The organism is Bartonella sp. AA89HNZF (genome assembly GCF_042196905.1).
Taxonomy (GTDB): Bacteria; Pseudomonadota; Alphaproteobacteria; order Rhizobiales; family Rhizobiaceae; genus Bartonella.
Map to the genome: position 1 here is coordinate 150898 of NZ_JBHIRD010000004.1, position 12145 is coordinate 163042.

13 protein-coding genes, 2 tRNA genes and 3 pseudogenes are annotated in these 12145 nt (G+C 38.0%); 5 read left to right on the top strand and 13 right to left on the bottom strand.

Going from position 1 to position 12145, the window contains the following annotated elements; genetic code table 11:
• Positions 1 to 134 precede the first annotated feature (134 nt).
• The 6 genes from nuoE to ACFIN0_RS03555 form a co-directional block, all read right to left on the bottom strand.
• The gene (gene nuoE, locus ACFIN0_RS03530; RefSeq protein WP_375606833.1) at positions 135 to 806 is read right to left on the bottom strand and encodes an NADH-quinone oxidoreductase subunit NuoE; all 672 of its coding nucleotides are present in this window, start codon (positions 804 to 806) and stop codon (positions 135 to 137) included.
• Positions 806 to 1996, bottom strand: coding sequence for an NADH-quinone oxidoreductase subunit D (locus ACFIN0_RS03535; RefSeq protein ID WP_375610344.1), 1191 nt, complete (start codon positions 1994 to 1996; stop codon positions 806 to 808). Before ACFIN0_RS03535 ends, nuoE begins: the two co-directional genes overlap by 1 nt.
• Before the next feature lie 119 nt (positions 1997 to 2115).
• The gene (locus ACFIN0_RS03540) at positions 2116 to 2724 is read right to left on the bottom strand and encodes an NADH-quinone oxidoreductase subunit C (RefSeq protein ID WP_375701934.1); all 609 of its coding nucleotides are present in this window, start codon (positions 2722 to 2724) and stop codon (positions 2116 to 2118) included.
• A 17-nt stretch (positions 2725 to 2741) separates the two neighbouring features.
• Positions 2742 to 3323, bottom strand: coding sequence for a NuoB/complex I 20 kDa subunit family protein (locus tag ACFIN0_RS03545; protein ID WP_375606831.1), 582 nt, complete (start codon positions 3321 to 3323; stop codon positions 2742 to 2744).
• Positions 3314 to 3679: an NADH-quinone oxidoreductase subunit A gene (locus tag ACFIN0_RS03550; RefSeq protein WP_375606830.1), complete on the bottom strand. Its 366-nt coding sequence runs from the start codon at positions 3677 to 3679 to the stop codon at positions 3314 to 3316. Before ACFIN0_RS03550 ends, ACFIN0_RS03545 begins: the two co-directional genes overlap by 10 nt.
• Before the next feature lie 300 nt (positions 3680 to 3979).
• Positions 3980 to 4056 (bottom strand) — tRNA-Asp (locus ACFIN0_RS03555).
• Positions 4057 to 4230: 174 nt separating this feature from the next.
• On the opposite strand from ACFIN0_RS03555, the gene ACFIN0_RS03560 reads away from it, so the two are divergent.
• A tRNA-Val gene (locus tag ACFIN0_RS03560) sits at positions 4231 to 4306 on the top strand.
• 102 nt (positions 4307 to 4408) lie between these two features.
• Here the strand turns inward: ACFIN0_RS03560 and ACFIN0_RS03565 are convergent.
• Positions 4409 to 4810: pseudogene (locus ACFIN0_RS03565) on the bottom strand (XRE family transcriptional regulator).
• Positions 4811 to 5077: 267 nt separating this feature from the next.
• On the opposite strand from ACFIN0_RS03565, the gene ACFIN0_RS03570 reads away from it, so the two are divergent.
• Together ACFIN0_RS03570 and ACFIN0_RS03575 are read left to right on the top strand one after the other, a co-directional pair.
• Positions 5078 to 5551, top strand: coding sequence for an ATP-binding protein (locus ACFIN0_RS03570; protein ID WP_375701935.1), 474 nt, complete (start codon positions 5078 to 5080; stop codon positions 5549 to 5551).
• Positions 5552 to 5767: 216 nt separating this feature from the next.
• The gene (locus tag ACFIN0_RS03575; RefSeq protein ID WP_375701930.1) at positions 5768 to 6277 is read left to right on the top strand and encodes a hypothetical protein; all 510 of its coding nucleotides are present in this window, start codon (positions 5768 to 5770) and stop codon (positions 6275 to 6277) included.
• A 459-nt stretch (positions 6278 to 6736) separates the two neighbouring features.
• On the opposite strand, the gene ACFIN0_RS03580 is transcribed toward ACFIN0_RS03575, so the two are convergent.
• Both ACFIN0_RS03580 and ACFIN0_RS03585 read right to left on the bottom strand, forming a co-directional pair.
• On the bottom strand, positions 6737 to 6949 hold the full coding sequence (locus ACFIN0_RS03580) for a hypothetical protein (protein ID WP_375606919.1): 213 nt from the start codon (positions 6947 to 6949) through the stop codon (positions 6737 to 6739).
• Positions 6950 to 7163: 214 nt separating this feature from the next.
• Positions 7164 to 8297: an alanine-zipper protein gene (locus ACFIN0_RS03585; protein WP_375701931.1), complete on the bottom strand. Its 1134-nt coding sequence runs from the start codon at positions 8295 to 8297 to the stop codon at positions 7164 to 7166.
• 441 nt (positions 8298 to 8738) lie between these two features.
• Here ACFIN0_RS03585 and ACFIN0_RS03590 point away from each other — a divergent pair.
• A pseudogene (locus ACFIN0_RS03590) lies at positions 8739 to 9901 on the top strand (tyrosine-type recombinase/integrase).
• 207 nt (positions 9902 to 10108) lie between these two features.
• The gene (locus tag ACFIN0_RS03595; protein ID WP_375606826.1) at positions 10109 to 10309 is read left to right on the top strand and encodes a helix-turn-helix transcriptional regulator; all 201 of its coding nucleotides are present in this window, start codon (positions 10109 to 10111) and stop codon (positions 10307 to 10309) included.
• A gap of 102 nt (positions 10310 to 10411) precedes the next feature.
• On the opposite strand, the gene ACFIN0_RS03600 is transcribed toward ACFIN0_RS03595, so the two are convergent.
• The 4 genes and pseudogenes from ACFIN0_RS03600 to ACFIN0_RS03615 form a co-directional block, all read right to left on the bottom strand.
• Positions 10412 to 10813, bottom strand: coding sequence for a hypothetical protein (locus ACFIN0_RS03600; protein WP_375611048.1), 402 nt, complete (start codon positions 10811 to 10813; stop codon positions 10412 to 10414).
• Positions 10810 to 11724: a hypothetical protein gene (locus ACFIN0_RS03605; RefSeq protein WP_375701932.1), complete on the bottom strand. Its 915-nt coding sequence runs from the start codon at positions 11722 to 11724 to the stop codon at positions 10810 to 10812. The genes ACFIN0_RS03600 and ACFIN0_RS03605 overlap by 4 nt, the downstream gene beginning before the upstream one ends.
• A 16-nt stretch (positions 11725 to 11740) precedes the next feature.
• Complete coding sequence (locus ACFIN0_RS03610) at positions 11741 to 11872, bottom strand: hypothetical protein (protein ID WP_375701933.1); 132 nt, start codon at positions 11870 to 11872, stop codon at positions 11741 to 11743.
• A gap of 6 nt (positions 11873 to 11878) precedes the next feature.
• Positions 11879 to 12145, bottom strand: a pseudogene (locus tag ACFIN0_RS03615) (filamentous hemagglutinin); the annotation flags it as partial.

Genomic DNA, 12145 nt, shown 5'->3' on the forward strand with positions numbered 1-12145 from the left:
TTTTTCTATTGCCCGTAGCATTTTTAGCTTTTCCTCAAATGCAATTTAAAAAAAATCTTGAAACTTTCTACTTTTAATCAAATGTTGTTATAAATGAGTGACATAATGGAATATCTTTTCAAAAAAGAATTTTACTAAGATTCCATTCCCTTATTATCCTTTTTCTTTGATCCCTTGAGAGATTTACTTTTTTCTTCATCATCAAGAAGAGATGTTAAACCACTAATTGGCTCCGACGATTTACGACTATTTTGCGGACCAACAGCTATCTCAGGACCCTTTCCTGCCTCAAATGCATCGATAATCTCTTCAAGGCGTTCAGCTGTAAGATCTTCGTAAGTATCTTTAAAAATCATAACCATGGGAGCATTAACACAAGCACCAAGACACTCCACCTCTTCCCATGACAATGTTCCATCCTGATTTGTCGTAAAAGGTTCGTGATGAATTTTTTTCTGACAAACTTTAATCAATTCATCAGAACCACGTAACATACAAGGCGTTGTTCCACAAACTTGAATATGCGCTTTTGTTCCAACAGGCTTAAGCTGAAACTGAGTATAAAAAGTAGCAACTTCTAAGACACGGATATATGCCATAGAAAGAATTTGAGCGATATGTTCAATTGCAGCACGTGTCACCCAACCATCTTGCTCTTGTGCACGCATTAATAATGGAATGACAGCTGATTGCTCACGCCCGACAGGATACTTTTCTATAGTATTTTTTACCCATATTTGATTTTCTTTTGTAAAAGAAAACTCTGCGGGCTGATAGATATCATCTGCAAGACGGCGTACGGACATTAGCGATCAACCTCCCCAAAAACAATATCAATCGAACCCAAAATAGCTGTAGCATCCGCCAACATATGGCCTCGGGTTAAAAAATCCATAGCTTGGAGATGAGCAAATCCAGGAGCACGCAACTTGACACGATAAGGCTTATTGGTTCCATCAGAAACAAGATAAACACCAAACTCACCCTTTGGAGCCTCTACAGCAACATACACTTCTCCAGGGGGCGTGTGAAACCCTTCCGTATAGAGTTTAAAGTGATGAATCAGTGCCTCCATTGAGCTTTTCATTTCGCTCCGCTTTGGTGGTACAATTTTGCGATCCAAACTCGAAACTGGTCCATTCTTTTCAGTCCCCAGTAACCGTTCTACGCATTGACGCATAATTTTAGCTGATTGACGCATTTCTTCCATACGAATAAGATAGCGATCATAACAATCACTATTTTTACCTATAGGAATATCGAATTCCATTTCATCGTAACATTCATAAGGCTGACTTTTACGCAAATCCCATGGAACACCAGCTCCACGAATCATAACCCCAGAAAAACCGCGTGCCCAAGCTTCATCAATACTTACAATGCCAATATCCACATTACGCTGCTTAAAAATTCGATTTGGGGTCACAAGCGCATCAAGTTTTCCGAGAGAAACAAGAAATGGATCAATAAAATCACCAATATCCTCAACTAAAGATTCTGGTAAATCTTGATGCACGCCACCGGGGCGAAAATAATTTGCATGAAGACGAGCACCACAGGCACGCTCATAAAAAATCATCAATCTTTCACGTTGCTCAAATCCCCAAAGCGGTGGTGTTAAAGCACCAACATCCATTGCCTGTGTCGTTACATTAAGCAAATGATTAAGAATACGCCCAATTTCAGAAAACAAAACACGTATTAATTGCCCTCTTTTAGGAACTTTTATATCTAATAACTTTTCAATAGCAAGAACAAAAGCATGTTCCTGATTCATAGGAGCAACATAATCCAAACGATCTAGATAAGGACCCGCTTGGAGATAAGTCTTTGTTTCCATTAATTTTTCAGTACCGCGATGCAACAACCCAATATGTGGATCTACACGCTCAACAACTTCACCGTCCAGCTCCAGAACCATGCGCAAAACCCCATGCGCGGCAGGATGCTGCGGACCAAAATTGATATTAAAGTTTCGAACATTGACCTCAGCCACAATCAACCCCTTGCTTTTTTAAAAACTTCATATCAAATATTAAAAAAATCTATCATATTAAAAACATTAATTATTTTAAAAATATGCTATTCTAATAGAACGCCTTATCAAAACCAATATCATTTTTTACCGTCTGCTTTTTCATCACACGGTAAAATATATTGTCCTCCTTCCCAAGGAGAAAGAAAATCAAAATTACGCATCTCTTGGCGCAAAACAACAGGCTCATAAATCACCCTCTTTGCTTCATTATCATAACGGCATTCAACAAATCCTGTCACAGGAAAGTCTTTACGTAAAGGATATCCTTCAAAACCATAATCTGTTAAAATCCGTCTTAAATCCGGATGTCCTGAAAATAAAATCCCATACATATCATACGTTTCACGTTCATACCACTCTGCACCAGGATAAACCGTACAAGCTGAAGCAACGGGAGTATTTTCATCCGTACGAACTTTTACACGTAAGCGTAAATTCTCACGAGGGGATAATAATTGGTAAGAAACATCAAAGCGCTTATCGCGGGAAGGATAATCCACACCACTAATGTCTGTGAGATTAATAAATTGACAGCGAGAATCATCACGAACAAACATTAAGACATCGATAATTGCATCAAGATGTGCCACAATAGTCAATTCACCAAAAGCAAGAACAGTCTCTTCAAGCTTATTTCCTAACTTATTTTCCAAATAAGCCGCAAGTTCAACCAATGATTCATTCATCATGACAAGAAAACTCTCTATCGCTCTATGGATCCGGTACGACGGATTTTTTTCTGTAACAATAATATGCCGTATAATAATGCCTCTGCTGTCGGTGGACACCCTGGAACATAAATATCGACAGGCACAATACGATCACAGCCACGCACCACTGAATAGGAATAATGATAATATCCCCCACCATTTGCACATGATCCCATAGAAATCACATAACGCGGCTCTGGCATCTGATCATACACTTTTCTTAAAGCAGGAGCCATCTTATTTGTTAGAGTACCTGCCACCACCATCACATCTGACTGGCGGGGTGAAGCTCGTGGTGCATATCCAAAACGCTCATTATCATAATGAGGCATTGAGCATTGCATCATTTCGATAGCACAACAAGCCAAACCAAAACTCATCCACATTAAAGAACCGGTACGTGCCCAAGTAATCAAAGCATCTGCCGAGGTAACTAAAAACCCCTTATCTGATAATTCAGCATTGATATCACGAAAAAACTTATCGTCAGATCCTATTAGCCCACCAGTATTTGGATCAATGATTCCTTTTGGTTTTGGAGCCTCAATCGTTGAATTATTAGATCTTAATTCCATTCAAGAGCTCCTTTTTTCCATTCATATATAAATCCAATAGTCAAAATCGCTAAAAACACAATCATCGACCAAAAGCCAAACATACCTATTGATTCGAATGAAACAGCCCAAGGAAAAAGAAAAGCAACTTCAAGATCAAAAATAATAAATAAAATTGATACCAAATAGAAACGAATATCAAACTTCATGCGAGCATCACTAAATGAATTAAACCCACATTCATAAGCCGATAACTTTTCAGGATCGGGGGAACGATATGCTACAATGTAAGGCATAATCAATAAAGCTCCAGCAATAACTGCCGAAACAATAATAAAGATCAAGACCGGTAAATAAGAGCTCAATAAATAAGCCATAACCCTCTTCCATCATAACGAAATGCCTGAGTTTAACACAATGATTCAATATTGCGAGACTAAACAGACAAATTTAACAATCGCTCTATTAACTCTATTCATACTGCTTCAAAGGCATACAGAGCGATACTTTTCTTATCGGCATAGGTAACGCAGAGCAAAGAAAGACGCAAGCCCTATATCTTATAAACCATATAAAAAGAAAGAAAAAATATATTTATTCCCCAATCAAATACTCCACCACATTACTCATAGCATATGGATATTTTAATAAAGGAAATTTCATAAGGAATCATGAAATGGCGCGAGTGACGGGGCTCGAACCCGCGACCTCCGGCGTGACAGGCCAGCACTCTAACCAACTGAGCTACACCCGCGCATTTTTTTCGAACCAATATTAATTTGGTACAAGCGGTCGTGTAAGGGGTTCATGCGTTTATGTCAAGAAGGATTATGCATTTTTAAAAAAAATTATCAAATCTCATCTTTATTCTTGCGTTTAGAAAAATTCTTCCTTAAATAGTCTCCATTCAATTGCTGATCATTGCATTGGGCGATTAGCTCAGCTGGTAGAGCGCCTCGTTTACACCGAGGATGTCGGGAGTTCGAGTCTCTCATCGCCCACCATTCTGTTTTATATTCCTATTAAGTTTTTGATTCTTCATATATTTTTTTAAAGATAAGGGATGCCTAAATAAAGTTAGGGGAATAGGATTTTTCAACCTATCTCTATAGAACGCCTCTTTTTTTGCAAACTTTCTCAAGAACATCTTTTAATTCTGCTAAGTTTTGTTGTGAAAAATTCTCTAAATTTCTAACAAACTCACCAACAGCTTCACGCCTCAACGGATCAGAAGTCTTGATTGTAAAACTTTTGCGTCAAACATAAGCTTCTTTTCTTAAGAGTAAAGCCTTCTCTTAATCTAAAGCATAGAGTTCAATTATCTTTTCCTCCAGTCCTACAGGAACAGATTTTTTGCCAATTTCTACAGAAGATAAAAATGATACAGATATATCTAATTTCTTAGCCATATCTAAGAGGCGTTCTGAGTGATCAATACGAAGTTTGCATAAAGTTTTACCAAAGGGGGTAACATTTAAAAAATCCTTTAGAAAGAATAAGTATTTTATTCTGATTCTAATAAAGTTTTTCAAATTTTGGTTAGTCTTTATTTTTAGTGTGTGGAGATCTTGTCCAATATCTCTATACAAAAACCGTTATCAAGCATATACAATATCTCTTATGGCGAGAAATTATTAACTTTTCATCAGGAATAGTGTGTTTAATATCATTATAAAATTTAAATATTACAACGAGATATATAAATAAAATATATTGGTGTACTTATGCTTGTCAATCTTAATGCTATAATCCGCGATCTTTCTTCATAAACGAATATCGTTACAGTTCTTAAGGAATCTATCGTTAACTTTATACAAGCTCATGCAACAAAAATTGATATTTTATTCCAACTTTATGGCAATGCAGATTTGTGGGAGAATCAACCAATTTTTTCTATAAGTGTTTTTGATAATGGAGATGGATTTACAAAAGAGAATATCAAATCTTTCTCTACTTATAAAAGTGATTATAAAATTCAAGAAGGATGTAAAGGGGTTAGACGTATTACTTACTTGAAAATATTCGAAGAAGTTAAAATCATTATTTTTAGCAAAGATGAACATCATGCTCAAATTTCACTGAATTTCACTCAACAGTTTACACAAGATTCTTTTAAAAAAGAAAATGGCGAAAAAGATAAATGGTGGAATACACATTTATCTTTTGAAGGATCTTATAAACAAAATGTGTTAGATATAAACCTAGTTCATAATGAAATTTACTATCATCTTCTTCCTTTACTTTTTTAAAAGAAAGATGAAAATATCCAAATTAACTTTTATGTACATAATGTAGAAAGCTTAGAGAAAAGAACAATCAATACGCAAGATTTACCTTACTTAGAAAATAAAACTCTCAAAATCGGTCTTTCAAATATTCCCTTCAGCCTTTCTTATTATTTTGAAGAGAACACAAATTCTAAAACTAAAGTAGAGGCTTACTATTGTGCTAATAATCGTACTGTTATGCCTTTTTCAAAGTTTATAAATATCAATCCAATAAACAATGTGATGATGATATTTTTATTAGAATCGCCTATTTTGGATAAGTATGTTAACGACGAAAGGAATGAGTTTGAAATTAATAAAATAGATCCTGACTTAGAAACCCAACTAACTTGGGATGATATTAATCAAACGTTAAAAAACACTTTAAATAAAATATTAACAGCCAATTTCCGGAAATTAAAGAAAAAAAAGAGCACTCTTCTCAAAAAAATTGCTGAAGAATATCCTTATTTAGTAGACTTCCTAGATACAAAAGATGTAATTGGGGGCGTCTTCAAAGAAAATTCATTTATTGAAAACGCGGAAAAAAATATTCAAAAAGCACAAAAAATTGCTAGTTTAGAATTAACACAATACATTCAGTTCCGAGATGATATTTTGAATCAATTCTCTAAATTATTAACACCAAAAACTTTAGAAAAAGACATTCATAATTTATTTATTTATTCACCAAGGAAAAACAGCTGATAAATTTATGAGTTATAACCATTTACAAAGTGAGAAAACAATACAAGAACTTCTTTCAAATGTTGATTCGTTATCTATTAATTCTGAAAGAAAAAAACAGAATTATGTAGCCGATCTGATATAGCTATCTATTTCGACTCTGAAGAAAAAAATGTGTTGTCTTAATAGAATTAAAAAAGCCCACGGCAGATTACAAAAATTCAGGCGTTGCAGAATTAAGTAATTATGCCAGATTCCTTAAAGCATATGGTGTTAATGAGATATATTTATATTTAATAGCTGAAATAGATGATGATTTTGCATATACATTGCTTGATACAAATCATTTCATAGAAGTTTTTTCTCAAGAAGGAAAATGTTATTAGGAAAGTCTTTCTAGGGGGAATGCATTTGTACAAGTTATATCTCCAAGTGCTGTTATTGGGAATATAAAAGCAAGACAGTCAAGTATTCTGTTCTTCAATTCTTTGAAAAACACTGTTTTAAATGTGAGAAGATATTATCTAGCGCATCTATAAGGCGTGCAATATCGAGAATAAACACAAATATAATCAGTAATAACCACTTCATGATGCGTGACATCATCTTTAAGCCTTGATAGGTCTCTATCATCTCGTGAAGGATAAGATCTTTATCTTTGCTGCTTCGTTTCTTGACCATCTTTCCAACCACATAAATGTGCCTCTGCTTGTTATGCTTCAAAATATCTCTTGCAAGGTTGGAACTGATGACCTCAACATCCTTATTATCCAAATAAATGGGCAACCAGCCACCACAAAAAATAGACCTATTTGTTGCGCCCCCCAAGGAGAAAGTTCAGAGCGCACACCAACATCACTTTTTCGATTAACTTCATTTTCTACCTCAAAACGGGTTGTTGCTGTCTTTAAAGCATGCTCTGTTTGCTTTTGCCGTTTGTTTTTCTTGCCAAGGTTATACGCGTTCCTTTCTTCAATGTGAGCTGTTTTTTCCCTGTTGCAATAAGAAACGGTGTGGAAATTGAAAAAACCGTTAAATTGGACTGTTTCAGTAAATTGTTTACCTCTTCCGCTAGCGCTTTTGCCTGTGAAGCTACTGTATGGGCTGTTGTTGCCGTTGCTAGGGAACTCTTGATACCTCCAAGCTCTTGTTTCGTCGTATCGGCTGTTTTTTTGGCTTCTTCTGCTGTCCTTTTCGCTCTATCGGCTACTTCTTTGGCTTTTTCGGCTTCGCTCTTGGCTTGATAGGCTTGTGAATCTGCCGACTCGGCTTTTTTCTTGGCTTCGTCTGAGTACATTCGCGCTAAACTTACGGGGGCTTTAAAATTCTCAACTACTTGGTTGATATCGATAACCCTACTCCTCGCAGACGAGGCTATTTTCTCTGCATTTTCTGCCTGATTGCGCGCTTGCGTCGCATCATGTCTTGCATAACCAGCAGACTCCTTGGCTTCTTTAGCTATTTTTTCGGCTTCATCCGCTACTGTCTCTACCTGTACTGCCTTCTTCTGGGCGCTTTCAGAAACCTTTTTTGCCTCTTCTGCCGTCGACTTCGCACGATCAGCTACTTGCTTTACATCATCCAAAGCATCTTTAGATTCTTGTGCAATTCTTTCTGCTTCTTCCGCTTTACGCTTCGCCTCTTGTGCTATGCCCTTCACCGCTTCCCCACACACCTGCCCTGCCATCTCTCCTGAACGCGCCGCAGACTCTGCTACCGCTTTCGCTTCAGAAGCTAATTTTGTAGCCTCCTCTGCATCCTGTTGAGCTTGATGAGCCGTCGCTGTTGCTCTATCCGCTGCACTCTTGGCTTCTTCTGCTGTGGTCTTCGCTGCATTAGCAACTGTCTCTACACTTTCGGCTTTCGCTTTTGCATCAGCGGCTGTCTGCTGTGAACTTACTGCTGTGCTATGAGCTGTTTCTGCTAAACTCTTAGCTTCACTCGACTTCGTTAACGCTTCTAAAGCTTTTTGCCCGATCTCATCACCAGTCTGTTTAGCTATGGTCGCGGTCGATAATGCCGTTTCTGCAATACCTTTCACTTCTTCTGAAATATTCTTGACATCATTGACTGAGGTAAGCGCATTAGTGGAAGCGTCTTTGGCTTCTGTTGCAAGTTGCTTGGCTTCTCCACAGACTCTCTTACTTGTCTGTGCAACTCTCTCGGCTTCCTCTGATTTCTTCTGAACAGCTTCTGCAACTATCTTAACAGAGGAAACGGATGCTTTAACTTTATCACACGCATCCTTTGTCTGTTCTGAAAGAGCCTTTGCCTCTTCTGACGTGCTTACCGCTGTCTATGATTGTAACAACGCATTGAATTATAATGATAATTCACTGTTTTGTATGTTGAATGAGAGTCTCGAATAACGTAGGATTCTCTCATTTCAAATCTGTTTATCTTGAATCAATCAAAACCACTTACTTGCACATCACAAGCGGGGTTGATGTGTGGGTAAAAATTGTACAAGAAAGGAGTAAAAATGGTTCTTATGAATCGTCTTAAGTGCCAAGGGTTGTCGCAACATTGGGAGCTGGTAAATATAATGATGGTGCCGGCTTGCTTCTTCACAAACGTAAAGATGGTGGTGCTCAATGGCTTTATCGTTATACCATTCATGGTCGGCGCCGCGAAATGGGCTTGGGTGACTTGCGAGATGTTTCTTTAAAACAAGCCCGTGAATTGGCAATTGGGTGGGGTGCTGTTTTACGTGAGGGGCCTGACCCTATTAAAGAACGCAACAAACAAAAGCGTGAGGCAATGCGCAATCTCCATTATTTAAAAGATATTGCTCTAGATGCTTTTGAAAGCCGTAAAGCTGAATTAAAAAATGATGGTGAGGCTTGTAATTGGTTTTTACATCTACGCCTCCATATTCTCCCTAAATTAGGCTGTCTCCCCGTTTCAGAGATTACACAAACAGAGATACGTGATACCCTTGCCCCTATTTGGCATACAAAAGCTGGAACTGCTCGAACAGCACTGATGCGTCTTAATCTTTGTCTCAAACATGCGGCTGCATTAGGGTTAGATGTTGATTTACAAGCAGTAGAAAAAGCACGTGCTCTCTTAGGCAAACAACGTCATAAAAAACAAAGCTTATCAGCCATGGATTGGAGAGATGTGCCGGCTTTTTACCAATTTCTCTGCAAAACAACAACTATAAAACATTTAGCTTTGCGTCTACTTATCCTTACAGGGGTTCGTAGCAATCCTTTGCGTCATATTCGTGAAGATCAGATTGAAGATGATATCTGGACAATCCCTGCTGAGAATATGAAAGGCAAGCGTGATGCCACAACAGAGTTTCGCGTGCCCTTATCATCTGAAGCAATAAAAGTAATTGAACAAGCCCGCTGTATCTCTAAAAGTGATTTCATCTTTACCGGTCGTGGTCCTCTTTCACATACGATGATGGCGGCGTATATGAGAAAAAATAAAATTGAAGCTTGCCCGCATGGTTTTCGCTCTAGTTTACGCGATTGGCTAGCAGAAACAACCGATGTCCCTTATGAGGTCGCTGAAACCATTCTCAGTCATACGGCCGGAGGGCAAGTAGAGCGCTCCTATCGTCGTACTGACTATCTAGAACAGCGCCGTGTCTATATGAATAAATGGGCGGCTTATGTCACAGATCAATCTTAAGATATGGGGTGCATAACCCCATATCTGTGGATAACTTTCTCTCTCTTTTCTCTCATGCTTTCTCAATAAGATTCATCACGTATCACATTAGAAATTATATGATAAAATATTGTTTTCTATAAATAAAATACCTTTCCAATGATTCAAAGATATGGTTAATAAATACTTATGATTTGTTACCATTTTTTATAGTGAAAGGATTTTAGAATGACAAAAAATGATATTCTTTTAACAGACCGTGAAAGTGCAAAATTGCTTCATATGAGTGTCTCAACTTTCCGCCGTCATGTAACTAATGGCTCTCTCCCCAAACCCCTAAAATTTGGTTTTTTATCGCGTTGGTTACAATCAGATCTTTTGAATGTCATCGAGCAAGCAAAACAGCAACGTTATAACGACGCGGCATAAAAAGAAAACCTTGTCACGTAAGAACGGACAAGGCTTTCTCAAGCTCATCAACCTGGAGCTTTATTTGGTGTAAATTCAAAGCTTTCTCTGCTGAAGCAAGACCTAAGGTTTGCATTCAAGTTGTTCTGAATGCTTTTTACAATAAGGGCTATTTAAGCGTCTCTCAACACTTCGTTGAGGCGTGATAGAACCACTAAGAGGATACACCGGAATCCTATCATCTTGACAATTTTCACACCACTTTCCATTTTCACTTCTATAGTGGAAGCCAGATTGAAGCATAAAAGTATGAATTATTGCCCATTCACCGAAACCTAATCCACTATTTTCTGTATCGGCATTATAAGGAGTTGGCTTACCACACTCTAACAATGCTTTTGCTACTTCAGTAGAATCTGCATCTGGCTTTTGCCATATAACAAAGTATCTTGAAGGAGGCTTTGAGTCACATCCAGCGATACTTAACAGAATAAGCCCGCTGAATAATTTAAACCGTGTATTCATTTTTTTCTCCATAAATTACCTAAACCTAAATTATCTAAAATTGCATGAGGTGCATAAACTGCTATTGTATGATATGTTCCATAGCGCCCACTACACTCTTTACTTGCATCACCATAACAATTATGGGTACTAGGGTTATGGCCAATGAGAGCTCCCCCTTGCTCTCTCATTGGAATTGCTGATGGAAATAATACATAAGAGAACTTCAAGGGTACCTTATAAGCAGTAGGTGGATTATGACCAATTCCTATACCAATGGGATCAAATACATGGTTTTGTAAATAAACATGATCTTTTTTACCATCACTCACATAATAGAATGCATTCGCTATCGATAGAGAGTTATCAGCTGGTCCAAAAAGATAGATATCTGTTTTTTCTCCTATACCATGGATGCCACGATTTTTAAGGTCACGCAATCCATTGCCCCCTGTAAAGCTACCTCGGCTATGCATGCTAATAATCGCTTTGTCATTGCCATAACGAGTGATAAAGTCTTGGAATTTCTTCGTCGAATTACTCAAACCCCAAGTGCTCCCTTCAAAAAACTTCTGATAAAACGCTATCCCTAACTCTACTAGCGCATCGTCAGCTTGGGGGAAGTATGTAAAATAAAGGGGGCCTTTTTTATTAACAGCCAATTGGACAGCATTACCCGCAGCATCATCTGGTGAATTAAAAATGCCATTGTAGAACATATAAACAGCACCATTAGGGCCTTTTTGTAAATGCTTTTCTTCCTCTGGCTTTAAAAAGTGATACAGAGTGATATATTTTCCATCATTGCCTTTTATAGGTTCTCCATTTTCATCGGTTAAATAGAGGACATTGCCATTTTCATCATGCGCAACCTCACCTACTGGGTGCTCTTTGACATTTGTGATTTTATAAATTTTATCAAGGTATCCCAATCCTTCATCCGATAAATCATTGGATCATACCTACGCGATTATGCACGGCTCCCTCAAGCGGTGCGACATCTAGCTGTTCTACTGCTTGGTGGGCTGCTGCGGTGTTGCGGTTGAGTGCATCAATGATTTGTCCAGCATCTTGCCCCATCGCCCTCTATCCAGTTATATCAGTAAGGATGATACTCCCATCACTGATAGCAGATTTGGTTTCCCCTTCTGCTGCATCCTTAGCTTTGCCATGACTCAAAGCATTTTTAGCAATATTTTTTATGATGCCATATTTCCCCTGTTGCAAAGCACCGCCACCAGAAATGCTAACCCCATGGCTGCTAGCTTGCGCATGCGCACTGTTGCTGATATCACTGGTGCTAATGCTTCCTGTGGTCAGGCTGTTTTTATCTGCCGGCGCGGTGCTGGCAAT

Coding starts and splice junctions, on each gene's coding strand:
- ACFIN0_RS03600 (WP_375611048.1), bottom strand. CDS start 10,813: ATGAATACACGGTTTAAATTATTCAGCGGGCTTATTCTGTTAAGTATC.
- ACFIN0_RS03540 (WP_375701934.1), bottom strand. CDS start 2,724: ATGAATGAATCATTGGTTGAACTTGCGGCTTATTTGGAAAATAAGTTA.
- ACFIN0_RS03610 (WP_375701933.1), bottom strand. CDS start 11,872: ATGGGGCAAGATGCTGGACAAATCATTGATGCACTCAACCGCAACACC.
- ACFIN0_RS03575 (WP_375701930.1), top strand. CDS start 5,768: ATGCCTTTTTCAAAGTTTATAAATATCAATCCAATAAACAATGTGATG.
- ACFIN0_RS03550 (WP_375606830.1), bottom strand. CDS start 3,679: ATGGCTTATTTATTGAGCTCTTATTTACCGGTCTTGATCTTTATTATT.
- ACFIN0_RS03595 (WP_375606826.1), top strand. CDS start 10,109: ATGACAAAAAATGATATTCTTTTAACAGACCGTGAAAGTGCAAAATTG.
- nuoE (WP_375606833.1), bottom strand. CDS start 806: ATGTCCGTACGCCGTCTTGCAGATGATATCTATCAGCCCGCAGAGTTT.
- ACFIN0_RS03545 (WP_375606831.1), bottom strand. CDS start 3,323: ATGGAATTAAGATCTAATAATTCAACGATTGAGGCTCCAAAACCAAAA.